Genomic DNA, 22,513 nt, shown 5'->3' on the forward strand with positions numbered 1-22,513 from the left:
TTTCATGGCCGAAACTACCCTTTCCCCAAAGACCCATACCTCGCGGATCGCTTTGGTAGGCAATCCCAACGTTGGCAAGTCCACCATCTTCAACTATCTCACCGGCCTCAACCAGAAAATCGGCAACTATCCGGGCGTGACGGTCGACAAAAAAACCGGATCCGCACAGATCAACGGAGAGACTTTTGAAATCCTCGATCTTCCGGGCACCTATAGCCTTTTTCCAAATTCCGAAGATGAGATCATTGCCCACAGGGTGCTCAACCACACCAAACTCGAAGCCAAGCCAGACCATGTCCTGATGATAGTCGACTCCTCCCAGCTGTCGAGAGGGCTCTTTCTGGCGTCCCAGCTGATCGATTTGGGAGTAAATCTGGCGGTAATCCTGAATATGGCCGACTTGGCCCAAAAGAACAACTTGGAGATCAAGGCCTACGAACTTTTCAAGGCTTTGGGAGTGCCTATCCTCTCCACGGATGCCAGAAACCAAAAAGGGTTGGAAGAGGTAAAAAACCTGATTAGCCAACGCAATTTTCACAGGGCGCCCGGCTTCATTGACATTCAGCAGGTGGTGCCGGTAGACATGCTGGAACAGGTAAAAAGCAAGTTTGAACTTGAAAACCTCTACCAGGCCTACCAGATGATCCGCTTCGGCACCAGGGACAAAGCCGTCTCTCCTGACGACCGCACTTGGCTTGAAGCCCTTGCCCAAAAGTCTGAATTCGATTTGGAAGAAGCCCAGCTTGAAGAGACCAAGATCCGCTACAAAAAGATTACGGAGATCGTCACCAAGGCGCTCACCAAGAAAACAGAACCGAAACCAAAGTCCAGTCTGGACAGGATTTTCCTGCATCCCATATGGGGATATGTTATCTTCATCAGCATTCTTTTGCTGATTTTCCAGACCATTTTTACCTGGGCTTCTTACCCCATGGATCTGATTGATGGGCTTTTTGCGGACATTAGCGGATGGATATCCTCGGCCCTACCCGACGGTCCGCTTACCCGGCTTCTGGCCGAGGGCGTGATTCCGGGAATTGGTGGAGTGGTGATCTTTATTCCCCAAATCGCCCTGCTTTTCGGCTTTTTGGCAATTTTGGAAGATACTGGGTATATGTCGCGGGTCGTATTCCTAATGGATCGATGGATGAGGCCTTTTGGGCTACATGGCAAAAGTATCGTGCCACTCGTGTCTGGAGTCGCATGTGCGATTCCCGGCGTGATGGCCGCTAGAAACATCTCCAACTGGAAGGAAAAGATGATCACTATCCTGATCACACCATTAATGAGCTGCTCCGCAAGGCTGCCGGTCTACATCATTCTCATCGGCCTCACTGTGCCTGACGAAGTGGTATTAGGCTTCGTCAACCTCCAAGCACTAGCCTTGCTCGGGCTTTACCTTTTGGGTATTATTGGAGTATTCGGCACGGCGTTTCTTTTGAAATTGATCCTAAAAACCTCCGAGAAAAGCTTTCTCCTGTCGGAACTTCCTCCCTACCGGATTCCCCGCTGGAGCGACGTAGGAATCACGATGTTTGAGAAGTCCAAGACTTTCGTCATGGAGGCGGGCAAGGTCATTTTGGCCATTTCTATCGTGCTATGGGTATTGGCGTCCTATGGGCCACCATCCCGAATGGAACAAATCCGCCAAGAAGGACTAGCACGGCTCGAAAACGTAAGCGATGAGACCCAAATCGCAGAGATCGAAGCCGAAACCAACTCACATCTGCTGGAAAACTCCTTCATCGGCATCATGGGTAGAGCCATTGAGCCGGCGATCAAGCCCTTGGGCTATGACTGGAAGATAGGAATAGCTTTGATCACATCCTTTGCCGCAAGAGAGGTGTTTGTGTCAACCATGGCAACGATTTACAGTATTGGCGGCGATCTGGAAGATGAGCTGACCATTCGCGAAAAACTGGATCAGCAAATCAATGCCAATACTGGAGAAAAAACCTTCAATACGGCAACTGCATTTTCGCTGATGGTATTCTACGCCTTTGCCATGCAGTGCATGAGCACGCTGGCTGTGGTGAAGCGGGAAACAAAAGGCTGGAAATGGCCGTTGATCCAGACGATATACATGAGCGTGCTTGCCTACCTTGGAGCGCTGATCACTTACCAAATCTTATCCTAAACCATGTGGCAGGAAATCATAGTCGGCCTTATTGTCCTGGGAGCCTTGGTCTACCTAGCCAAGAAATATTTTCTCAAACCCGCCAAGCAGCCGGGCTGCGACAAATGCGCCAAATCCTAAAAAAGCCGGGAATTCATCAGGATTCCCGGTTTTTTTCTACTTTTCGACAATGAGTAAAATCGCCCGGCAAAGCATCCAAACCACCGTCTTTTCCTACATAGGCGTGTTATTGGGCTACCTGAATGTGCTATGGCTCTACCCCTATGCGCTGAATGCCACCGAATTGGGCACCTTTCGCACTATTCAGGATCTGGGGCTTCTTTTTGTTCCATTTGCCCAGCTGGGAGTCGGACACGGGATCACCCGCTTTTTCCCAAAACTCGAGCGACACCAATCGGCCTTTCTGACCTACAGTTTGGGATTTTCGCTCCTGGGATTTACTATGGTAGCCTTGGCATTTTTTGGGTTAAAAGAACAAATCGTAGACTTGTTTGCCTCCAATTCCCCAGAGGTGATCGATTTTCTGGGAATCGTGCTGCTGGTCACCTTGTTTGCCTTACTCAGCAGTGTGCTGGATGCCTATGGCCGATCTTATCTCAAGGTCGCAATCCCGACGTTTTTCAGGGAGGTATTCTTAAGGCTGCTCACTTCGGTTTTGATAGGCGCCTACCTTCTGGGTTGGATTGACTTTGACCGTGTCATGCAGGGATTGGTTGCTGTTTACGGATTGGCGCTCTTCGGCGTGCTATTCTACCTGGTCTGGTTGGGAAAAATCCAATTGGACTTCAATTGGAAAAACTTTCCCCCAGGCTTCAGGTCCTCATTTGTCCGCTTCAGCCTTATCACTTTTCTGGCAACAGCCGCCTCCACGCTAATCATGAAAATCGACAGCATCATGGTCAGCTCGATGGTGAGCTTGGAAGCCAATGCCATCTACTCTATCGCTTTTTATATGGCTTTGGTGGTGGAACTTCCCCGGCGGGCGATTTCCCAAGTCAGCATGCCAGTGATAGCAGATCATTTTTCGAAAAATGAAATCCCAGCCATCAACGCTCTCTATCGTCAGATTTCCAATCGACAGCTCTACATCTGTATGCTGCTTTTTGCGCTGATCTGGTGCAACATTGACAGCATCTACCATTTCGTGCCCAATCGTGAAATCTATCAGGCTGGCAAATGGGTGGTCTTCTACATTGCTTTGGGAAAGATCTTCGACGTCGCCTTCTCAGTCAACAGCGAGATCCTGGTTTTTTCAAATTACTACCGGTTCAACCTAGTGCTGACCATCGCAATGAGTATCCTCATCATCGGAGTAAACTATTGGCTGATCCCTATTTTTGGCATCGAGGGAGCCGCGATCGGTTCGGCTGCCGTGATGCTGGCTTTTAATCTGATCAAATACAGCTACTTAAAGGCCAAACTCCAGCTGGATCCCTTTAGCCGGGAGACCCTGAAAATCCTCTTGGTTGGAGTCCCCACATTTTTGGTGATGTTTGTCGACGGAGACCGCCTTGATCCCATGCTGATGATTGCCAGCCGGACTATCATGATTATGGGAATCTTCCTGGGAACGTCTCGGCTTTTGGGAGTGGGAAAGGAAGAATGGAAATGGATCCGAAGTAAACTAAAAAAGTCCGGGCCTTAGAGTGTTACAAACCTCCGTACTGACAAGATTTGAGCTGCCTGAAAACCGCAAACTTCCACTGTTATCCTGCGTTTTGTGCGAGGCCCCGTCCGGATAGCGATCTGGATCGGGGTGAGGCCTGTTTTTGGAGAGGGCTTCACTCGTAATTGTAATTAAATTGTGAAGTTTGAACAAGTCGGCGGCCCGGACTCCACAAATATACGGGATCAAATCCTTTGTGTTCGCCAAATTCATCCGGAATTCGGAAATCCGTCACCCAAATCGACGCCCTTTTTGGGAACCAAAAAACTCCATCCAAATTTTATTTCCCATAAATTCAATTCGAAGCCGATCAAAATCAGGATTTTAGCCATCCTTCCCTCACAATCGGAATTATATTTTGCGAATTTCTCGATAGATTATAGGTCTTCAAATAACTTTGCACTGCAAATCCTCGGCTACTATGTACCTGATTAAGAAATTGATTGTTTGCCTCGATCAAACCCCCTTGGATCAAACCCTGATCGAACATGCTGCATTCATCGCCAGAGTCAATCAAACCAAGAAGATCTATTTTACCAACGTGATCAAAAACCTCTCAATCCCCAAGGAGGTTTTGGAAGAATTCCCCAACCTGATCGAAAACATGATCAACGAAAGGAAAGAAGCGATGGAAAAGATGGTAGCCGAATTCTTCCCGGAAATCAAGGGCCTTGCGATCAGCTATGTAGTCAAGGAGGGAAACCTATCCAAAAAAGTACTCAAACTGGCAGAGGAAAAATCCGCCGATATGATTTTGATCGGCCGAAAGGTGGACTTGCCCGGTACCGGTGTGGCATCTCAAAGACTAGCCCGGAGAGCCAGCTGTTCCCTTCTTATCGTCCCCGAAGGCTCAAAACCCAAGATCTCCAAACTTTTGGTACCCAGTGATTTCTCTGACTATTCCAAAGATGCCTTGGAGGAAGCGGTGATGATCGCCGCCAAGCATGGAGGAAATGTCGAGATCGTCTGCCAAAACGTGTTTACTGTTCCCACCGGCTATCATTTCACCGGAAAAAGCTACGAGGAGTTTACGGAAATCATGAAAATGCACGCCGAGATTAACTACCGGAAGTTTATCCGCAAGATCGACACCAAAGGCATCAAAATCACCCCAATCTATACCAAAGATGACGATGACGATCCTGTGCAGGAGATCGTCTCAAAAGCGATGGAAATCGAAGCCGATGCCATCATCATCGGTGCCAAGGGACGCACCGCCGCCACCGCCCTCTTCATCGGCAGCATGGCGGAGCGTCTGATACAGTTCAATGACAGCCTACCTTTGCTGGTGACCAGACCCAAGGGCAAAAACGCCGGCATCTTGGACTATATCCTGGAGATATAAGTAACCTGGATGGTCGGAATTGGCCTAAGAACAGGGTGCAGTCCAAATGTCGGACGAAAACTATTTTTTAAACCTTTTCTCATTCCCCAAGTCCAATGGCCTACGAATGAACCAAACCGATCAACAAATACTGGAGCGGATCCGCTCTCCCTTTACCAAGGAGATTGGCTTCAGACAATTGATCGAAACCTATCAGCGAAAAGTCTATCAGGTCATTCGTCGAATGGTCATCATCCACGAGGATGCAGATGACCTGACCCAAAATACCTTTGTCAAGGCATTTCGCAGTCTTGACAGATTCCAGGGAAATTCTTCACTATTCACTTGGCTCTATAGGATTGCTACCAATGAAGCCTTGAGTTTTCTGGAAAAGAAGAAGAATCGCTATTTCTTCTCACTAGAGGATCACCGGGAAAAAATGGAAAGTTATCTTGACCAAAACGGCAATCTGAATGGAGACGAAATCCAACTCCGCCTCCAAAAAGCCCTACTCAAGCTTCCTGAAAAACAAAGGCTGGTTTTTCATCTGAAATACCAAGAAGAGCTGACCTACGAACAAATGTCAGAAATCACCGGCACGAGTATCGGTGCGCTGAAGGCGAGCTATCATCACGCGGTCAAAAAAATAGAACAATATGTGCTGTCTGAATAAACTTTATACATTCACCCAAGTCTAATCCACGATGAACCAACTGCCGAAACTCAAAGATTTCCAGGTGCCAGCGGGCTATTTTGACCAGCTTCCCGAGCGGATAATCGCCAAGGAAAAGACCCGGAAATTCCCCTCGTTGATAAAATATGCAGCCGCGGCCATTGTTGTCCTCGGTTTGGGGGTTAGCTGGCAATCGGGCATGTTTACGCCCGAAAGCCCGGCACTTTCGATAGACGAGGAGGCCCAACTGTACATAGAAAGCCAAGTATGGTCTTCGGAGGATGTTTTGAGTCTGGCCGATGATCCCAACGCAATACTTGACCAAATCATCGAAGAGGAAATGCCTTCCTCAGACGAGCAGCTCTGGATAGAAGATGAATTAAACTGGTTTTGATCTTATGAAAAAACAATATTCGATAGCCCTCATCCTGTTCCTGGCATTGAGCTGGGGAGCATGGGCGCAGAGACCGCCTGTGGATCGCGAGAAGCTGGAAGCCGCGAGAATTGCCTTCATTACTACGCGAATTGACCTGAAACCCGAGCAGGCGGAAAAGTTTTGGCCCATTTTCAACGAGTATAGCGACTCTCGGGAAAACACCATGCGCCAAATATCCCAATTGGGAAAAGATCTGGATACCATCGGTGAAGAGGAAGCCAAGGCCAGGATCCAAAAGCGGCTTCAGCTGCAAGGGGAACTGCTACAGGAGGAACAGACATTTGTGACCGCCGCCTCCAAAGTGTTGAGCTCCAAGCAAATCCTGATGTTGAACAACGTAGCGAGGGACTTCAACCGACATCTCTACCAAAGAAGTAGAGAAGAGAGAAGGTAAAAAAATTGCCCCGACTGATTGATCGGGGCAATTTTCTATTGTTTCTTCAGCAAGTCCCGGATTTCTTCGAGTAGCTTCTCGGTAGGAGTAGGTCCTGGAGGCGGAGCAGGTGCCGCTTCCTCCTCTTTCTTTCGGTTCAGCCTGTTGATCCCCTTGATCGCCATGAAGATCACGAACGCGATAATCACAAAATCGACGATGTTTTGGATAAACATCCCGTAGTTAAGCGTGACGGCGTCCACTACCTCACCGGCAGCATTGGTGGATTCTTCTTTTAAAATCAGCCGCAGATCCTTAAAGTCAACCCCACCTACCAGCAAGCCAATCGGAGGCATCACCACATCATTGACAAAGGACGAAACAATCTTGCCAAAGGCTCCGCCGATGATCACACCGACAGCCAGGTCTATTACGTTCCCTTTGACGGCAAACTCTCTAAACTCTTTCAATAATCCCATAAAGTATAAGGTTGGTTGAAGTATAAATCAATATTCTGAAAATTACGCTTTTGTGCAACAGCCCCACCAAATTTCGTCGAGAGTATCACCAAAAAAACCATCCAAGAATGGAAATCTTTGAACCAAGCCCTTCGATTTTTCATTAACCTTGCAACAAAATACACCCGAATGAAAGCCCCTGTTGCCCGCCAAATACCCCAACTTTTGGAAACCCACGGCCACCAAAGAATTGACAAGTATTACTGGATGAACGATCGGGAAAACCCAGAGGTCATCTCCCATCTCGAAGCCGAAAACGCCTACACCAAATCGGCCATGAAATCCACCGAAGATTTTCAGAAGCGTCTTTTTGAGGAAATGAAGGGCAGGATCAAAGAAGACGATCAGACCGTTCCCTATTTCAAGTCGGGCTACTATTGGTATGTCCGCTACGAAAAGGGCGGAGAGTATCCCATCTACTGCCGTAAAAAAGGATCTCTCGAGGGACTTGAAGAAGTCATCTTGGATGTCAACGAACTGGCCAAGGGGAAGGCCTTCTACCAGGTAGGTGGTACCTCCACCACTCCGGACCAAAAAACCCTAGCCTTCGCCGCCGATGAAGTTGGAAGAAGAATCTATACCATCTGGTTCAAAAATCTGGAAACAGGAGAGATTTATCTCGAGCCTATTCCGGAGGTCACGGGCAACTTCGTTTGGGCCGCGGACAATAAGTCACTTTTTTATTCCAAACAGGATCCGGAAACTCTACGCTCCCATCGTATCTACAAACACGTACTCGGCACGGACAGCCAGCTTGACGAGCTCGTGTTTGAGGAAATTGACGAAGAATTCTCCTGCATGGTCCATAAGTCAAAGACAGAAGAATATCTCTTCATCCATTCGGAAAGCACCATTTCTTCGGAGATGCGCTTCCTGAGATCGGATCTTCCCGAGGGAGAGTTTCAGATTTTGCAAGAAAGGATTCCGGACTTGGAATATGCTGCAGACCACTACGGAGATCACTTCTGGATCAAAACCAACGCCGACGCACAAAATTTCAAATTGGTCAAAGCGCCGATTTCCTCACCCTCCCGTGCAAACTGGGTGGACGTGATTGCACATCGTCCCGAGGTCCTGCTGGAGGATTTCGACCTTTTTTCCAGATATTTGGTAACGCAGGAGCGGTCCAATGGACTCACCCAAATCCAGATCAAGCCTTGGGAAAAAGACAGCTTTTCCCTTCAGTTTGATGATGAAACCTATACCGCGTGGATCAGCAACAATCCAGAGTTTGACACCGACTTGCTGCGATTTGGCTATAATTCCCTTGTGACGCCTAACTCGGTCTTTGACTATGACATGAGGTCCGGGGAAAAGGTTTTGCTCAAGCAGCAGGAAGTCGTGGGTGGCTATGATCCACAACAATACCACTCGGAGCGGGTATGGGCACAAGCTGGGGACGGTGCAAAAGTGCCTATTTCGCTAGTCTATAAAAAATCCATGTTTTCCAAAAATGGCGAAAGCCCACTGCTGCTCTACGCCTACGGATCATACGGTTACAGCATGGATGCCTACTTCTCCAGCAATCGCCTGAGTCTTTTGGACCGGGGATTTGTTTTCGCCATCGCACACATCCGCGGCGGTGAGGACTTGGGCAGGCATTGGTACGAGGACGGCAAGATGCTTCGTAAGCGAAACACCTTCACGGATTTCATCGCCTGTGCCGACCATTTGGTCCAAAACGCCTATACGGAGTCTGCGCATCTCTATGCTATGGGCGGAAGCGCAGGCGGACTTCTTGTCGGGGCGGTGGTTAACATGAGACCCGAGCTATTCAAAGGAGCCATTGCCAACGTGCCCTTCGTCGATGTCGTGACCACCATGTTGGACGAAAGTATCCCATTGACCACGGGCGAGTTTCAGGAATGGGGCAATCCCAAGGACAAGGAATACTACGACTACATGCTCTCTTATTCTCCGTATGACAATGTGGAGGCAAAAGCCTACCCCAATTTACTGGTGACTTCAGGGCTTCACGATTCCCAAGTCCAATATTGGGAGCCCACCAAGTGGGTAGCCAAACTCAGAGAGCTGAAAACGGACCAAAACCTGCTACTGCTGGAGACTAATATGGAAGCAGGCCATGGAGGAGCTTCGGGGAGATTCAATGCGCTTAAAGAGCTTGCGTTGGAATATTCCTTTCTATTGATGCTGGAAGGAAAAACGGAACACTAATTTTCTTTTTGGCCTTAATTTAAACCGGCATAAAGAACTGGCCTAAGGCCGAAAACGCGAATTTTTCCTAACTTTGATTCAAACCTATTAGAACCTATTCATGAAAATCGCCCTGATTGCCCATGATGGAAAAAAAGCCGACATGGTACATTTTTTAACCGGATTTCGCGATGCCTTGCATCGAACTGATATCGAGCTGGTTGCCACTGGCACCACCGGTTCGCATATCGAGAGAGCTGGGTTTGAAGTAGAACGTCTTCTGTCGGGGCCCTTGGGAGGCGATGCTCAGATCGCCGCTTTGGCAGCTGAAAAAAAGCTCTCCGCGGTGATTTTCTTTCGCGACCCTCTGGACAAGCATCCCCACGAACCCGATGTGCAAATGCTCATGCGGATCTGTGACGTACACAACATTCCTTTGGCCACCAATCCCGCCTCTGCGGCACTCATGTTTAAAGCCTTAACACAATCTTAACAAATGGAAGCCAAAACCATCAAAAAAATAGGTGTGCTCACCTCGGGTGGAGATGCACCGGGAATGAACGCCGCCATTCGTGCCGCGGTCAGGACCGGCTTTTACTACAATCTGGAAATGTACGGGATCTACCGCGGCTACGAGGGAATGATCCAAAACGACATCAAGAAGCTCGATTCCAAAAATATCACCCATGTGTTGGAACGAGGAGGGACTTTCCTCAAATCCGCCCGCAGCGAGGAGTTTCGCACTCCGGGAGGCCGCAAAAAAGCCTATGACAATCTTAAGTCCCATGGCATCGACGCACTTGTGGTCATCGGCGGTGACGGCTCACTGACAGGAGCCCATCTGTTTTTCCAGGAGCACGGCATCCCATCCATAGGACTTCCCGGCACCATAGACAATGACCTCTCGGGTACAGACTCGACGATAGGATTCGACACTGCCTGCAACACGGCCATAGACGCCATCGACAAAATCCGGGATACGGCTACCTCCCACGACCGCTTGTTCTTTGTGGAAGTAATGGGACGGGATGCCGGATTTATTGCCATCAATGCAGGCATAGGAAGTGCTGCGGCTGCGATCCTTATCCCCGAAAACAGAACTCCAATCGAAAATCTGGTGGAAAAGCTCAAGTCGAGATCCAAAGCCATGAAATCCTCCAACATCGTCATCGTGGCAGAAGGAGGCAAAAGTGGCTCGGCACAGGAAATTGCGGAAAAAGTCAAAAAAAACCTTCCCAACTACGACATCAAAGTCACCATACTCGGACACTTGCAGCGCGGTGGCGCTCCATCGTCTTTCGATAGACTATTAGCCTCCAAGCTCGGCGTGGCAGCAGTCGAAGGACTCATGCAGGGCAAGTATGATGTGATGGCAGGTATGATCAACAACAAAGTTGTGTTTACCCCGATAGTCAAAGCCATCGTCGATGACAAAACCGTCGACGAAGAGGACCTTAGAGTCGCCAACATTCTCTCTACCTAAATTAAAGCACCCGAGGTCCCGCACCTCGGGTTTGTTTTTCCATCCCAGCCATGAAGCAAAAACTGGTAGTTCTCTCCGGCGCCGGTGTTTCAGCAGAAAGCGGCATCCGAACCTTCAGAGACGGCAACGGTCTTTGGGAAAATCACGACATCATGGAGGTGGCCTCTCCGGAGGGCTGGAAAAAAAATCGGAACCTTGTCCTTGACTTTTATAATCAGCGTCGAAAACAAGCCCGGGAATGTCAGCCCAATGAAGCTCATTTGGCCTTGGCCAGGCTAGAAGAACATTTCGAGGTACAGATAATCACCCAAAACGTCGATGACCTCCACGAGCGGGCCGGCTCCTCACAGGTCCTTCACCTACATGGTGAGCTCGCCAAAGCGCAAAGCTCTCTGGATCCAAGCCTCGTCTACCCCCTTGAGCATTGGGAGATCAAGGTCGGAGACAAATGTGAAAAAGGCAGCCAGCTTAGGCCCTTCATCGTCTGGTTTGGCGAGGCAGTACCCATGATGATTCCCGCGATGAAGCTCGCTGAAAAAGCCGACTTCTTTTTGGTCTTGGGCACTTCACTGCAAGTCTATCCCGCGGCAAGCCTCATCAATTATGTCCCCCGAATGGCGAAGAAATTCCTAATTGACCCACAAGTCCCCGATTTTAATCTTGGTAAGGATGTGACGGTGATCCAACAAAAAGCGACTGAGGGAATGAAAACTCTGGAGAAACTCCTCTTGCATTCCTGAGAAAAACAGGAAATGCAGCAATGCAGCTTACTGTCTATTTTTGCCGGTTTTTGTTTTTTTTCCTTTACCTTAAGAAACTGATTGGCAGGTAAAACACCTCTTTGGATTTTATCTTTTCGGAAAGCAAAAAAAACATCAAAGATTCCTGTCGCCCAAAAACACCACGTCCCGAATGGCCGAAATCAAGCATCTCCAGTTTGCCGATTTTTCACCCGAAAACCTACACCTCAGGACATGAACTGGAAAATCAAATATGCCATCCTGGGCATCGCATTTTGGCTATTGCTATTTCTGGCTTGGGAGTGGTGGCAAAGCTACCCCAAAGTAAGACTGACACCTAAATCCCACCCCGAATCCCGTGAGGCAACCATCGATTCCATTCTTGTCCGTAGCCTGAGCGACTTTCTGATTCCGGGCATTGCCGTCGGTATCGTTGAAGACGAGAAAATCACCTATCTCAAAGCATTCGGCTATGAAAACCTGGAAACCAAAGACAGCCTGACGCTAAAGAGCCAGCTCCCGGTGGCGTCAGTTTCCAAGATTTTCACCGCCTTGGCCTTGGCAAATTACGGACTGGCGGAGGGCTTCTCCATAGATACGGCGGTCAACGCCCTGATGCCTAGGGACGGAAAGTTGCCACCTGAAATTGGTCAGATTACATTTCGCGAGCTTCTGGAGCATCGCTCGGGACTTAAAGACTCCCGCTCCATAAAAAACCTTTTAGCTCAGGAAGAAAAACGCAAACTCAGCCTCTTGCCCGACTATCTGACATCCCCGGATCAGCAAAATAAGGCCTACCGATATGCAGACGTAAATTTTGATCTCATAGGATATGTACTCGAGGCAAGCTCCGACCGGCGATTTGGGGACTTGGTCAGGGACAATACGCTGGAGGCTGCCGGTATGGCGCAAAGTTTTTTTTCCGAGGAAAGGTTATTTACTTCCCCGGGCCATAAGCGAACCTTTCTTTGGAAAAGAATCCAGCCTGAAAATTTGAAATTTGAGCGGCTCCCCTCCCCTTCCTCAAGCTTGGTTTTGACCGCTGATGATCTTTCAAAAGCTTTGCTGCATTTGTGCCGGGGAAGTATGGGGGCTTTTGACCAAGAGCTAAACTGGCTGAAGGCCGGAACAGAAAGTCCCGCGGGATTCCAAAAGATCACGCTGCAGAATATCGAATTTTTTGGCCACTTTGGGGAGCAAGGAGGTTTCAGTTCCATATTGGTATATGCTCCCAGCCTTGAGGTCGGTCTTTTTCTGATTTGCAATTCCGAAGACAAGTATGATTTTCGAAAGTCTATCCCCAGTGAAATCATCAAAGTCATAGCTCAATAAACCCCCAATGAAATTCTCATTCCCCAATCCCATGGTCATCTTGCTAGGCTTTCTGATCCTGGCTGCACTTGCCACATTCCTTGTTCCTTCGGGAAGCTTTGAGCGTGAGTTGGATGAGGAGACTGGGAGAGAGATTGTCGTACCGGGCAGTTTTCAACTGACCGAAGACCGGAATGTCACGCTATTCGACACATTGCTTTCCATACCTGAGGGAATCATACTCGGTTCGGATATCATCGTTTTGATTCTTTTGATCGGGGGTGCCTTTTATGTCGTGGAAAAAACCGGCGCTCTCCAGGTTGGGATTGAGGCTTTGGTGTATCGTTTTAGAAACTCGCAATTCATCCTCTTGGTGATTTTCAGTTGCTTTTTCTTTCTGGGGGGAGCAAGTTTCGGGATGCAGGAAGAGATCATCGCTATGGTTCCCGTCCTGGTTTTACTCGCCAAAAAAATCAACTACGATCTGCGGGCGATTATAGCGCTTTCCCTTGGGTCAGCCTTGGTGGGCGCATCCTTTTCACCAATCAACCCTTTTGGCTCCCTCCTCGCCCAAAAAATCGCAGAAGTGGACTTTTCCCAAGGCTTCCTTTATCGTATGGTTTTCTTGGTTTTGGCATTCTTTTCCTGGACTGCTTTCCACTTGAGATGGGGAAAAATCCCATCCGTGAATTTGGAAAAAGGAGAATTTGCTCCAGTTAGGATATCCCGATCACACGGAATTATCCTCCTGCTGACCGGCGCTGGAATGATCATCATGCCCTGGGGAATCATCCAAAAAGACTGGGGCTACAACGAAATGTCTGCTTTGTTTTTTGTCATCGGAACAGCCTGTGGCTTGATCAGCGGACTCGGCGTCAACGGAACGGCAAGAGCCTACTCCCAAGGGTTTTCGGAGATGATTTTTGCAGGAGTTTTGATCGGCTTGGCCAGAAGCGTCTATCTGATCTTGGAGAAAGCGCAGGTCATCGACACCTTAATCCAAGCGATGTTTTCTCCTTTGGAGGCTCTTCCCACGGCGATGGCTTCCGTGGGGATCTTTGTCACTCAAGCTCTGGTACATGGCCTTGTCCCCAGCACCTCAGGCCAGGCTGTACTGACCATTCCTCTAGCCAGCCCCCTCATGGACTTGCTGACAGTATCCCGACAAATCGCAGTCCTATCCTATCAGTATCCTGCGGGTTTGATGGATCTGGTCATCCCTAACAATGGAGGTATGATGGCCGTCATCGCCGCTGCGGGAGTGGCCTACAACGAATGGATCAAGTATATTTGGAAAAGCTTTGCGCTCTTGCTTGGGATAGGTTTGATATCATGTCTTCTTGCCTTATTTTGGTTTGCCTAACTGAAATCAATCCTGGTAACCTATGCAAATCAACGATCACAATCCACTTCCGACCTATCAAGCCGCCCCGGATCGATACGGCCAAATGAACTATCGCTATTGCGGGCAGAGCGGACTTATGCTGCCCGAAATCAGTCTGGGCCTTTGGCATAATTTCGGCCATAATGCAGATCTCACGTTAGGCAGAAAAATCCTGAGAAGAGCTTTTGACCTAGGCATTTGCCACTTTGACTTGGCAAACAACTACGGTCCTCCGTATGGGTCCGCGGAAGAAAACTTCGGCAGGATTTACAAAAAGGACTTTGTTGCCCATCGCGATGAGCTGCTGATATCTTCCAAGGCTGGCTGGGATATGTGGCCGGGACCGTATGGGAATTTTGGATCGAGAAAATACTTGATCGCAAGCTGCGACCAAAGCCTTAAGCGTATGGGGCTGGACTATGTGGATATTTTCTACCACCACAGACCAGACCCAAATACCCCTCTGGAGGAAACAATGGGGGCTTTGGATCAGCTAGTGCGTCAAGGCAAAGCCCTATACGTGGGCATCTCCCAATACAAGCCTGAAGACACCGAAAAAGCCTATCAGATCCTAAAAGCTATGGGTACCCCCCTTCTCATCCATCAGCCACGCTACAGCATGCTCGACCGCTGGGTGGAAAAAGGCCTTTTGGATGTACTCGGCAGCAATGGAATCGGAAGCATTGCATTCTCTCCACTCGAACAGGGTTTGCTCACTGACAAGTACCTAAAAGGGATCCCAGCCGACTCACGCGCAGCCAAGGACGGCCGGTATTTGAAAGCCGCCCAAATCGCCCCCGAAAAACTGGAGCTCATCGCCAAGCTCAACCAAATCGCCCAAGAACGTAATCAGACACTCGCGCAAATGGCGATCTCATGGCTTCTGAAGGATCCTAGGATCACCTCGGTGTTGATTGGGGTCTCCAAGGCAGAGCAACTGGACGACAATGTAGCTGCCATCAAAAACACGAAATTCAGCATCGAGGAGATCGCGCTGATCAAAACTATATTGGATGCCTAGCATCCCAAGCAATCTATCGACGACAAAAAAGAGGCTCCCAGAAAGGAGCCTCTTTTTCAAAACTAGTCAAACCGGACTATTATCTAACTACATTTTCGAGTGTTGCCAAGTAAACCCATTTTTGGTCCCTTGAGTTCAGGCCTTCATTGACTGCTTTTCTCTGTTCAGCAGTTTGGGAGAGATCTTCATAGGCCTGGGCATTGAAAAACTGCATATAATCTTTGTACATATTCAGGGTTAGGTGTGTAGATTTTGCCTCTGATCCCTGGGGAAGCGCAGTTCTCAAAAAGCTCCAATGTCCCATCAAACCCTGCTCGATCCTTTTCTGGTGAATCGGCCTGAACACCTCAATTTCCGCCTTTTCATAATCTTCAAACTTCCCTTCTACGGCCTTCATCAGGTCAAAGGAAGCCAAAGCCCCAGGCCTAAACTGAAAATTGTCATCCGTCGAGACTATCTCCCGCATATAGAGGCGCATAGGCATATCCCGCATACTCAAGGACTGTTCAAATAGCGCCATTACCTGCGTACCACTCAGGTGGGGATATGCGATTTTGGTATATTCCATCATTGCTTCATCATCCAATCCGTTCATCATTTTGACGGGATCGTCGTAGGTCGTCACCATGATGTATTGGAAATCACCCTCGTCCGCGCCGTTTTGTAGGGACCAAAAATCCCAAGCTTTTATCCGCTTGTCGTTGAGTGCTTGTCGATAGACCTTCTCCATCAGATCCTTAAACTCGATGTAGTCAAAAAGCTGGTCTTTCTCCACCTTGATGAATTCGAATACCATATACTGAGTTTGCTGGGCTCTGAGGACTCCCGCCCATAGCAACCCACAAACCAAGAGCATTAAAATCTTTTTCATGTTATATTGGATTTAGGGTTAATTGTGCTTGGAATAATTTAAATATTTATTCCGTAAAAAATCAATTTTCAGAATAAAAACATTTTTTATCTGATTTTAACCCCAAAAACTTCCTACAAATAAAGTATCTTGAAAAATGAAATATTTCCAAAACTGTCGGCAAAACCTTAGTATTTTAACAATCAAAACAGAAATACAATGAAGGGTCTATCAAGAAGGACTTGGTTAAAAACCACTTCGCTTGGGAGTGGCCTCGTACTGTTGGGTGCTGGAGGAGTGGTATCTTCGCTGAGCGCTGCTGAAATCCGCAAGTATAATCCCCGCCCCTTCGCAGGCCCTATACGTTTAGGATCGAATGAAAATCCCTACGGCCCCTCCGAATCGATGCGCAAAGCCATGACGGCGGCTTTTGACAGTGGCTGCCGGTATCCCTGGAGCCAAAACAGTTCTTTGGCGAAAATGATCGCCGAAAAAGAAGGCGTGCCCGAAGACCATATCGTCTTGGTAGCCGGATCTACAGAAGGACTCAAAGTCGCAGGTATTACTTTTGGAAAAGGCAGGGAAATCATCACCTGCGCCCCAACCTTCCTTTCCATGATGGAATACGCAGAGCTCTGGGGTACCGAAATCAACTGGGTACCGCTAAACAAGGATCTTGACTTTGACCTGGATGAGATAGAAAAACGCGTGAGTTACGAGACAGGCTTGGTGTTCCTCTGCAATCCCAATAATCCCACGGGCAAGCTCCTGCCGGCAGAGCGGGTTGTGGATTTCTGCGAAACGGTAAGCAAACGAACCGTGGTCTTCAGCGACGAAGCCTACTATGATTACATTACGACCGCCAACTATCCTAGTATGGTTGAATTGGTGAAAAAAGGGCATGATGTAGTCGTGTCCCGCACCCTGTCCAAGGTCTATGGATTGGCCGGAATACGGATAGGATACTTGGTTGCCAAACCCGAGCTCGCGCAAAAACTGCGTGATCGAGTCGTCGCAAATACCAGCATCATGGCCATCGAAGCGGGAAAAGCGGCCCTCGCAGACAAGGACTTTTACAAGTTTTCCCTTCAGAAAAACGCAGAAGCCAAAACGATGATCACCTCGACCTTGGATGAATTGAAATTGCCCTATTTGGAGTCACATGCCAATTTTGTATTCTTTCAGGCTGGAAAGGACATCTCCGAATTGGGAAAAACGATGGCTGAAAAAGGCTTTATCATCGGTAGGCCATTCCCTCCGCTAAACGATTGGTGCAGGATTTCGACTGGCACCCTCGAGGAAATTGCACTTTATAACAAAGCAATCAAGGAAGTATTGGGATGAGGCTTGACCGTGACTTGGTGTTAGAAGACAGTCGCATCCGTCTGGCTCCAATGAAAGCGGAGGACTTACCGCTGCTTCAGCCCATAGCCTTGGACGCTGAAATGTGGACCTATTTCACCTATGACTTGAGTATACCGAAGGAGATGGAAAAATGGGCTGAGCCGCATTTCAAGGCAGAGCGACTACAATTTACAGTTGTGGATAAAGAGAGCGGAAAAGTTGCGGGGGCCACCGCATTCGGCAACTATTCCCCTAGGGACGAGCGAATAGAAATCGGTTGGACTTGGTTGGGAAGGGATTTTCAGGGAACCGGAATCAACCAGGCCATGAAAAAACTCATGCTGAACTATTGCTTTGGCACCATGAGACTGAAGCGGGTTGAGATCAAAACCGACGTGTTAAATATACCAGCACGAAAGGCCCTCTTGAAATTGGGCGCTATCGAGGAAGGGATACTCCGTAGCCACACTTTGCTCACCCATGGGCGAAGAAGGGACACGATCTACTATAGCTTTATAGAGGGCGAGTGGAAACTAAATGCATGAATCAACATACGTAAATCAGGTTGTGTTTTTGCTTTTCGGCACTCAGCGCTGTTTCTAGCGACCAGCAAAGACCCTGATTTGCTCAGGCTCAAGTTGGTGGATAAACTGCCTCAGGACATAAAAGGTCTCAGGTACCTTCGGCACGACCTCTAGATCATCCGGATTTGGGAAATCATCCATTTTCAAATAGGAATATCTACTGAGCATTCCCGCTTCGAAGTAGCAAAACGCCTTTTCCCCCTCCACCCTTCCGGGGAGACTCAGCATGAGATCCCTTTTGGATTCATGGATTAAGGTAAGGAATTCCTCCACTCGCAAATTGTAATCTCCGGGAACTTCTGAAGACTTGCAGGCGCCAAGACAAGTTTCGTCGTGAACGACCTCGCAGCTTACCCTCCTCAGTCCACATAGTTTCTGGCAAAGGCGATATGTTTCAATCCCGGATTTCAAAAACTGCATCGCTTCCTCGGAAGAAAAGAAGGTTTCGAGGGGAATGAGGTTCTTTGTCACCCTAGCTACCTGAAAGCGATAGTATCCCGAACCGTCTTGGTAGTGGAAAAGACCCCATAGTGTTTTCGGCAATTTCAAGGCGGAATTATAGATAGGCCAAATCCGCTTGATCTCCAAAGTCTCGACCAGCAAAGCCATTACCTCGGATCCAGTCAGCTGCCATTGCAGGTCAGTGACTTCGCTTTTCAGCTGCTGCTTGAGCTGGGGCAAAACCCCTCCGGAAAAATGTCCCTTGAAGCGCTCCCGGATATTCAGAGCCTTGCCTACATAGATGATCTTGCCCTTGGCATTCAGCATGTAGTAGACGCCGCAGGCCTCCGGAATTTGACGGAACTTTGAGAGGGGAAAATTAGGAGGAAGAAATGCCTCGCCCGAATTCCTCTTCATTGATGAAAAAACCACTTCCTGATTTTCCTTAATAATTCTGTCAAACAAAATTGCCGTCGCCCTTGCATCGCCCATAGCCCTGTGACGCGCCAGGATTGGGATTTTCTGGTTTTCACAAAGCCGTCCCAAACTGTAAGAGCTCAAACCAGGGAAGGCTTTGCGGGAAAGTCTCACGGTACATAGCTTTGGGGATTTTAGGTCTTTCCCGATTTTCAAAAATGCTTCTCGGATAAATCCGAAATCAAAATTGACTGAATGGGCGACGAAAACCCGTCCATTTAAAAGATCCCAAAGCTCCTCGCCGATCTCTTCAAAACTGGGAGCGTCGCTGACCATCTGGTTGTCAATCCCAGTAAGACCGGTGATGTAGGTTGGGATTGACTGTCCTGGATTGATCAAGGTCTGAAACTCACGGACTACCTGCTCCCCATCATGTATCAATACGGCGATTTCCGTGATCCCTCCCCCGGAGGGTGAGCCCCCGGTAGTTTCTATATCTACTATGGCAAATTCCATTTCCTAAGGTCCAAAGGTAAGTCGATTGACCGGCATAGCAGAATCCCTGACGCAAAATGACAGATCGAAGTTCCAAACGAAAATGCAGCCCAGTAAACAAAAGTTTCCCAAACAACTTTTCGTGAAATCGTTTGCGTAGTTTATCCACCGCATCCCATGCTTTCCTGCCCAAATCAGGACGGCACCTTCTGCGATTTCGTTATTTTTCGGGATAAGTTAAATAGAACAGGTTTTGGAAAGAAGACAGTTTATCAAGTCTGCCGGTTTGGCTACTGCGGTTTTGGGAAGTTCGGGACTTTGGAGTATTGCCAAGCCCGCCAATCAAAAATTCAAGGTTGGTATCATCGGTTTTGGGGATAGGGGTTCGGGAATCTACAACACCATCACCAAGCTTTCAGACAAATTTGAAGTCATTGGCATTTGCGATGAGCTGGATTTCCGACTGGAAAATGCCAAAAAAGCCAGTGCGGGCAAAGCGATCGTCTACTACAAAGACTACCGAAAATTGCTCGAAGATAGGAATGTTGATGTAGTCATTATTGCGACTCCTCTCTACCTTCATTACCAGCACGGAAAAGCTACGCTGGAGGCAGGAAAACATCTTTTCTTGGAAAAGACGATGACTTTCCAAGTCGACCAAGCCTTGGATCTGGTGAAGATCTCACATAGCTACCCCAAACAGATTGTCCAAATCGGCCACCAATACCGCTATTCTCCCCTTTATTTCAAAGTCAAGGACTATATCCAAAAAGGCTATCTGGGCAAGGTGACTTCAATAGATGCACGATGGGATCGCAACTGGAACTGGCGTCGGCCTGTGCATGACCCGGCCCTCGAGCGAAAAATCAACTGGAGAATGTACAAAGACTACTCTGGCGGACTCGTAGCTGAGTTGCTTTCCCACCAGATGGACTTCATCCATTGGGCATTTGAGACCAATCCCAGCACGCTATTCAGCACTGGCGGCATTGATTTTTACCAAGATGGACGGGAGACCTTTGATAATGTGCAGTTGACTGTACGGTACGAAGATCAGGGAATGGTCGGGAATTTTGGCGCTACCTGCGCAAATCAGCACGAAGGTTATTCCTTTAAGATCAAAGGCTCCAAGGGCATGATAAACTTGCTGACCAACGAGGGGATGTTTTATCCTGAGCCTCAGACTAGGCAAGAGTTAGAAGAAGTGGACGGGGTAAGCGGTGCTACTCCACTGATCTGGGCAAGCGACAAAAAGGGAATCCAACTCACCGAGGAGCCAACGAAAGACGGAACTATCTATGCACTAGAGGCATATTTTGAGTCTCTCTCCAAAGCAACAAAACCCGAATCCAACGTGGCTACCGGCGGAAAAACGGCAATATCCGTGGCATTGGCCAATGAGTCACTCTACTCCGGCGAGATCAAAAACTGGAAACCGGAATACAATATCGGTGAGTAATAGTTGGAGGCAAGTAGAGCTGATTAGTCCGAGGCGAGATCTATGGGTTTGACTTTGCTTTAGACCTTTGATTTGGCATATGCCTCAATGAGTTTCTCCGCGCAACGCTCTCCGTCCATCGCCGCGGAGACAATCCCTCCTGCGTAGCCGGCGCCTTCTCCGCAAGGGTAAAGTCTTTTGATCTGCGGATGCTCGAAAGTCTCTCTATCTCTCGGAATTCGGACCGGTGAGGAAGTTCGGCTCTCGACACCGATTAGCTGGGCATCATTGGTGAAATAGCCTTTCATTTTTTGACCAAAAGCCTTAAATGCCATGGCCAATCGAGCCGAGATGAAACCAGGAAGCACATCCCTCATGTCTACCGACTTCAATCCTGGCTGGTAAGACGTATCCAAAAGCGACGCACTTACCTTACCATTTACAAAATCCACCATCCTCTGAGCCGGGGCAACTTGGGTTTTGCCGCCGAGCTCCCATGCTTTCTTTTCCACATCGGCCTGGAAGTTCATAGCTGCAAGCGATCCGTACTTTTGATATTCCGGCAGGTCTTCCAATTCTACGGAGACAACCATTCCGGAATTGGCAAATTTACTGTCGCGGCGACTCGGACTCATCCCGTTCACTACCAATTCTCCAGGAGCGGTGGCAGCCGGGACGATAAATCCCCCTGGGCACATACAGAAGCTAAAAACGCCCCTTTGCTTTCCCCGGAAATCCGTCTGCTGAACAAGTGAATAAGAAGACGCCGGCAAATAGGGTCCCCTATCCAAATCACAATGATACTGAATCCGGTCGATGAGATTTTGGCTGTGCTCTATTCTCACTCCCAATGCAAAGGGCTTGGCTTCGACCAGAATCTTTCTGCGGTCCAAGAGATGAAAAATATCCCTAGCCGAGTGCCCCGTTGCCAAAATCACCCCCAAACCTTTAATCTGGTCTCCTTGCTGGGTGACTACACCACAGAGCTCACCTCCTTCCAAAATGAAATCTTCGACACGCGTCTCAAAGAGAATTTCCCCGCCTGCTTCCAGGATACTCTCCCGAAGCTTGGCGACTAAAACGGGCAATTTATTGGTTCCAATATGGGGGTGCGCGTCGACTAAAATCTCCTCCGTTGCTCCATGAGCAACCAAAATTTCCATAATCCTCCGAATGTCCCCCCTCTTCTTGGAGCGGGTGTATAGTTTGCCGTCGGAATAGGTACCGGCACCGCCTTCTCCAAAGCAGTAGTTTGAATCCGGATTTACGATTCCTTCCTTGTTGATGGCGGCGAGGTCTCTGCGTCGGGTTCTGACATCTTTTCCCCTTTCGATTACAATGGGCTTAATGCCCAACTCAATCGCCCTCAGTGCGGCAAAAAGGCCTGCCGGCCCAGCACCAACGACTATCAGTGGATCAGCAGTCCTTACATTCGGGTACTCAGAAAAATGATCCAAAAGGGAGCCCGGCTTCTCGTTTAAAAACAGCTCAGCCTCAACATTCACTTTGACACGACGTCCCCGGGCATCGATAGACCTTTTGGTCTGTCTGGCAAATGCATTTTCAGTATCAGACGTCAGGCCGGAAGCTTTGAGTACGGCTAGTTTAAAACTGTCCGGGTTATAGGCCTCTTCGGGACTCAGTTGGAGGGTAAGTGTCTTTTTCATGGTAAGGTTTTTATCCTTAAATCCCCGCAAAGGTACAAAGGGCAAAGAAAGTTTGGG

The 22,513-nt window shown here is 48.5% G+C and carries 21 protein-coding genes; 17 read left to right on the top strand and 4 right to left on the bottom strand.

Annotation, left to right across the window (positions count from 1 at the left end; all coding sequences use genetic code 11):
- Positions 1 to 4 precede the first annotated feature (4 nt).
- From feoB to J0A67_RS09495, 7 genes are all read left to right on the top strand, one after another.
- Positions 5 to 2,137, top strand: coding sequence for a ferrous iron transport protein B (feoB, locus tag J0A67_RS09465; protein ID WP_206569069.1), 2,133 nt, complete (start codon positions 5 to 7; stop codon positions 2,135 to 2,137).
- 3 nt (positions 2,138 to 2,140) lie between these two features.
- The gene (locus J0A67_RS09470) at positions 2,141 to 2,257 is read left to right on the top strand and encodes a FeoB-associated Cys-rich membrane protein (protein ID WP_206569070.1); all 117 of its coding nucleotides are present in this window, start codon (positions 2,141 to 2,143) and stop codon (positions 2,255 to 2,257) included.
- Positions 2,258 to 2,306: 49 nt separating this feature from the next.
- Entirely contained in the window at positions 2,307 to 3,782 is a 1,476-nt protein-coding gene (locus J0A67_RS09475; RefSeq protein ID WP_206569071.1) for a lipopolysaccharide biosynthesis protein, read from the top strand.
- Positions 3,783 to 4,224: 442 nt separating this feature from the next.
- A complete protein-coding gene (locus J0A67_RS09480; RefSeq protein WP_206569072.1) occupies positions 4,225 to 5,148 on the top strand; it encodes a universal stress protein in 924 nt (307 codons plus the stop codon).
- Positions 5,149 to 5,254: 106 nt separating this feature from the next.
- Complete coding sequence (locus J0A67_RS09485) at positions 5,255 to 5,800, top strand: RNA polymerase sigma factor (RefSeq protein ID WP_206569073.1); 546 nt, start codon at positions 5,255 to 5,257, stop codon at positions 5,798 to 5,800.
- A 31-nt stretch (positions 5,801 to 5,831) separates the two neighbouring features.
- On the top strand, positions 5,832 to 6,194 hold the full coding sequence (locus J0A67_RS09490) for a hypothetical protein (protein ID WP_206569074.1): 363 nt from the start codon (positions 5,832 to 5,834) through the stop codon (positions 6,192 to 6,194).
- Positions 6,195 to 6,198: 4 nt separating this feature from the next.
- Positions 6,199 to 6,630, top strand: a complete 432-nt coding sequence (locus J0A67_RS09495; protein WP_206569075.1) for a hypothetical protein — start codon at positions 6,199 to 6,201, stop codon at positions 6,628 to 6,630.
- A gap of 35 nt (positions 6,631 to 6,665) precedes the next feature.
- Here the strand turns inward: J0A67_RS09495 and mscL are convergent, their stop codons facing one another.
- The gene (gene mscL, locus J0A67_RS09500) at positions 6,666 to 7,088 is read right to left on the bottom strand and encodes a large-conductance mechanosensitive channel protein MscL (RefSeq protein WP_206569076.1); all 423 of its coding nucleotides are present in this window, start codon (positions 7,086 to 7,088) and stop codon (positions 6,666 to 6,668) included.
- A 168-nt stretch (positions 7,089 to 7,256) separates the two neighbouring features.
- Here mscL and J0A67_RS09505 point away from each other — a divergent pair, with 168 nt between their 5' ends.
- From J0A67_RS09505 to mgrA, 7 genes are all read left to right on the top strand, one after another.
- Complete coding sequence (locus J0A67_RS09505; RefSeq protein WP_206569077.1) at positions 7,257 to 9,302, top strand: S9 family peptidase; 2,046 nt, start codon at positions 7,257 to 7,259, stop codon at positions 9,300 to 9,302.
- Between the two features lie 100 nt (positions 9,303 to 9,402).
- On the top strand, positions 9,403 to 9,774 hold the full coding sequence (locus tag J0A67_RS09510) for a methylglyoxal synthase (protein WP_206569078.1): 372 nt from the start codon (positions 9,403 to 9,405) through the stop codon (positions 9,772 to 9,774).
- Between the two features lie 3 nt (positions 9,775 to 9,777).
- On the top strand, positions 9,778 to 10,764 hold the full coding sequence (pfkA, locus tag J0A67_RS09515) for a 6-phosphofructokinase (RefSeq protein ID WP_206569079.1): 987 nt from the start codon (positions 9,778 to 9,780) through the stop codon (positions 10,762 to 10,764).
- A 50-nt stretch (positions 10,765 to 10,814) separates the two neighbouring features.
- Complete coding sequence (locus tag J0A67_RS09520) at positions 10,815 to 11,504, top strand: SIR2 family NAD-dependent protein deacylase (protein WP_206569080.1); 690 nt, start codon at positions 10,815 to 10,817, stop codon at positions 11,502 to 11,504.
- A gap of 234 nt (positions 11,505 to 11,738) precedes the next feature.
- Entirely contained in the window at positions 11,739 to 12,836 is a 1,098-nt protein-coding gene (locus tag J0A67_RS09525) for a serine hydrolase domain-containing protein (RefSeq protein ID WP_206569081.1), read from the top strand.
- A 7-nt stretch (positions 12,837 to 12,843) separates the two neighbouring features.
- The gene (locus J0A67_RS09530; RefSeq protein ID WP_206569082.1) at positions 12,844 to 14,178 is read left to right on the top strand and encodes a YfcC family protein; all 1,335 of its coding nucleotides are present in this window, start codon (positions 12,844 to 12,846) and stop codon (positions 14,176 to 14,178) included.
- Positions 14,179 to 14,200: 22 nt separating this feature from the next.
- The gene (mgrA, locus tag J0A67_RS09535; protein ID WP_206569083.1) at positions 14,201 to 15,220 is read left to right on the top strand and encodes an L-glyceraldehyde 3-phosphate reductase; all 1,020 of its coding nucleotides are present in this window, start codon (positions 14,201 to 14,203) and stop codon (positions 15,218 to 15,220) included.
- A 79-nt stretch (positions 15,221 to 15,299) separates the two neighbouring features.
- Here mgrA and J0A67_RS09540 read toward each other — a convergent pair whose 3' ends face one another.
- Positions 15,300 to 16,091: a hypothetical protein gene (locus J0A67_RS09540; RefSeq protein ID WP_206569084.1), complete on the bottom strand. Its 792-nt coding sequence runs from the start codon at positions 16,089 to 16,091 to the stop codon at positions 15,300 to 15,302.
- A gap of 198 nt (positions 16,092 to 16,289) precedes the next feature.
- On the opposite strand from J0A67_RS09540, the gene J0A67_RS09545 reads away from it, so the two are divergent.
- Together J0A67_RS09545 and J0A67_RS09550 are read left to right on the top strand one after the other, a co-directional pair.
- Positions 16,290 to 17,414 carry a pyridoxal phosphate-dependent aminotransferase gene (locus tag J0A67_RS09545; protein WP_206569085.1) on the top strand — a complete coding sequence of 375 codons (1,125 nt, stop codon included), beginning with the start codon at positions 16,290 to 16,292 and terminating at the stop codon, positions 17,412 to 17,414.
- Positions 17,411 to 17,959, top strand: coding sequence for a GNAT family N-acetyltransferase (locus J0A67_RS09550; protein WP_206569086.1), 549 nt, complete (start codon positions 17,411 to 17,413; stop codon positions 17,957 to 17,959). Before J0A67_RS09545 ends, J0A67_RS09550 begins: the two co-directional genes overlap by 4 nt.
- A gap of 54 nt (positions 17,960 to 18,013) precedes the next feature.
- On the opposite strand, the gene J0A67_RS09555 is transcribed toward J0A67_RS09550, so the two are convergent.
- Positions 18,014 to 19,372 carry an exonuclease domain-containing protein gene (locus tag J0A67_RS09555; RefSeq protein ID WP_206569087.1) on the bottom strand — a complete coding sequence of 453 codons (1,359 nt, stop codon included), beginning with the start codon at positions 19,370 to 19,372 and terminating at the stop codon, positions 18,014 to 18,016.
- 232 nt (positions 19,373 to 19,604) lie between these two features.
- Between J0A67_RS09555 and J0A67_RS09560 the strand changes: the two genes are divergently transcribed.
- Positions 19,605 to 20,810, top strand: coding sequence for a Gfo/Idh/MocA family protein (locus tag J0A67_RS09560; RefSeq protein ID WP_206569088.1), 1,206 nt, complete (start codon positions 19,605 to 19,607; stop codon positions 20,808 to 20,810).
- Between the two features lie 59 nt (positions 20,811 to 20,869).
- On the opposite strand, the gene J0A67_RS09565 is transcribed toward J0A67_RS09560, so the two are convergent.
- Positions 20,870 to 22,456 carry an NAD(P)/FAD-dependent oxidoreductase gene (locus tag J0A67_RS09565; protein WP_206569089.1) on the bottom strand — a complete coding sequence of 529 codons (1,587 nt, stop codon included), beginning with the start codon at positions 22,454 to 22,456 and terminating at the stop codon, positions 20,870 to 20,872.
- Positions 22,457 to 22,513: the final 57 nt, after the last annotated feature.

This window comes from Algoriphagus aestuariicola, from assembly GCF_017254835.1.
Taxonomy (GTDB): Bacteria; Bacteroidota; Bacteroidia; order Cytophagales; family Cyclobacteriaceae; genus Algoriphagus; species Algoriphagus aestuariicola.

Bases quoted from the DNA above. Each gene is read 5' to 3' on its own strand.
- mscL (WP_206569076.1), bottom strand. From the start codon at position 7,088: ATGGGATTATTGAAAGAGTTTAGAGAGTTTGCCGTCAAAGGGAACGTA.
- J0A67_RS09550 (WP_206569086.1), top strand. From the start codon at position 17,411: ATGAGGCTTGACCGTGACTTGGTGTTAGAAGACAGTCGCATCCGTCTG.
- J0A67_RS09505 (WP_206569077.1), top strand. From the start codon at position 7,257: ATGAAAGCCCCTGTTGCCCGCCAAATACCCCAACTTTTGGAAACCCAC.
- J0A67_RS09520 (WP_206569080.1), top strand. From the start codon at position 10,815: ATGAAGCAAAAACTGGTAGTTCTCTCCGGCGCCGGTGTTTCAGCAGAA.
- J0A67_RS09555 (WP_206569087.1), bottom strand. From the start codon at position 19,372: ATGGAATTTGCCATAGTAGATATAGAAACTACCGGGGGCTCACCCTCC.
- J0A67_RS09470 (WP_206569070.1), top strand. From the start codon at position 2,141: ATGTGGCAGGAAATCATAGTCGGCCTTATTGTCCTGGGAGCCTTGGTC.
- J0A67_RS09525 (WP_206569081.1), top strand. From the start codon at position 11,739: ATGAACTGGAAAATCAAATATGCCATCCTGGGCATCGCATTTTGGCTA.
- J0A67_RS09485 (WP_206569073.1), top strand. From the start codon at position 5,255: ATGAACCAAACCGATCAACAAATACTGGAGCGGATCCGCTCTCCCTTT.
- J0A67_RS09510 (WP_206569078.1), top strand. From the start codon at position 9,403: ATGAAAATCGCCCTGATTGCCCATGATGGAAAAAAAGCCGACATGGTA.
- J0A67_RS09475 (WP_206569071.1), top strand. From the start codon at position 2,307: ATGAGTAAAATCGCCCGGCAAAGCATCCAAACCACCGTCTTTTCCTAC.
- J0A67_RS09565 (WP_206569089.1), bottom strand. From the start codon at position 22,456: ATGAAAAAGACACTTACCCTCCAACTGAGTCCCGAAGAGGCCTATAAC.
- J0A67_RS09540 (WP_206569084.1), bottom strand. From the start codon at position 16,091: ATGAAAAAGATTTTAATGCTCTTGGTTTGTGGGTTGCTATGGGCGGGA.
- J0A67_RS09530 (WP_206569082.1), top strand. From the start codon at position 12,844: ATGAAATTCTCATTCCCCAATCCCATGGTCATCTTGCTAGGCTTTCTG.
- J0A67_RS09490 (WP_206569074.1), top strand. From the start codon at position 5,832: ATGAACCAACTGCCGAAACTCAAAGATTTCCAGGTGCCAGCGGGCTAT.
- J0A67_RS09545 (WP_206569085.1), top strand. From the start codon at position 16,290: ATGAAGGGTCTATCAAGAAGGACTTGGTTAAAAACCACTTCGCTTGGG.
- J0A67_RS09495 (WP_206569075.1), top strand. From the start codon at position 6,199: ATGAAAAAACAATATTCGATAGCCCTCATCCTGTTCCTGGCATTGAGC.
- pfkA (WP_206569079.1), top strand. From the start codon at position 9,778: ATGGAAGCCAAAACCATCAAAAAAATAGGTGTGCTCACCTCGGGTGGA.
- feoB (WP_206569069.1), top strand. From the start codon at position 5: ATGGCCGAAACTACCCTTTCCCCAAAGACCCATACCTCGCGGATCGCT.
- J0A67_RS09480 (WP_206569072.1), top strand. From the start codon at position 4,225: ATGTACCTGATTAAGAAATTGATTGTTTGCCTCGATCAAACCCCCTTG.
- mgrA (WP_206569083.1), top strand. From the start codon at position 14,201: ATGCAAATCAACGATCACAATCCACTTCCGACCTATCAAGCCGCCCCG.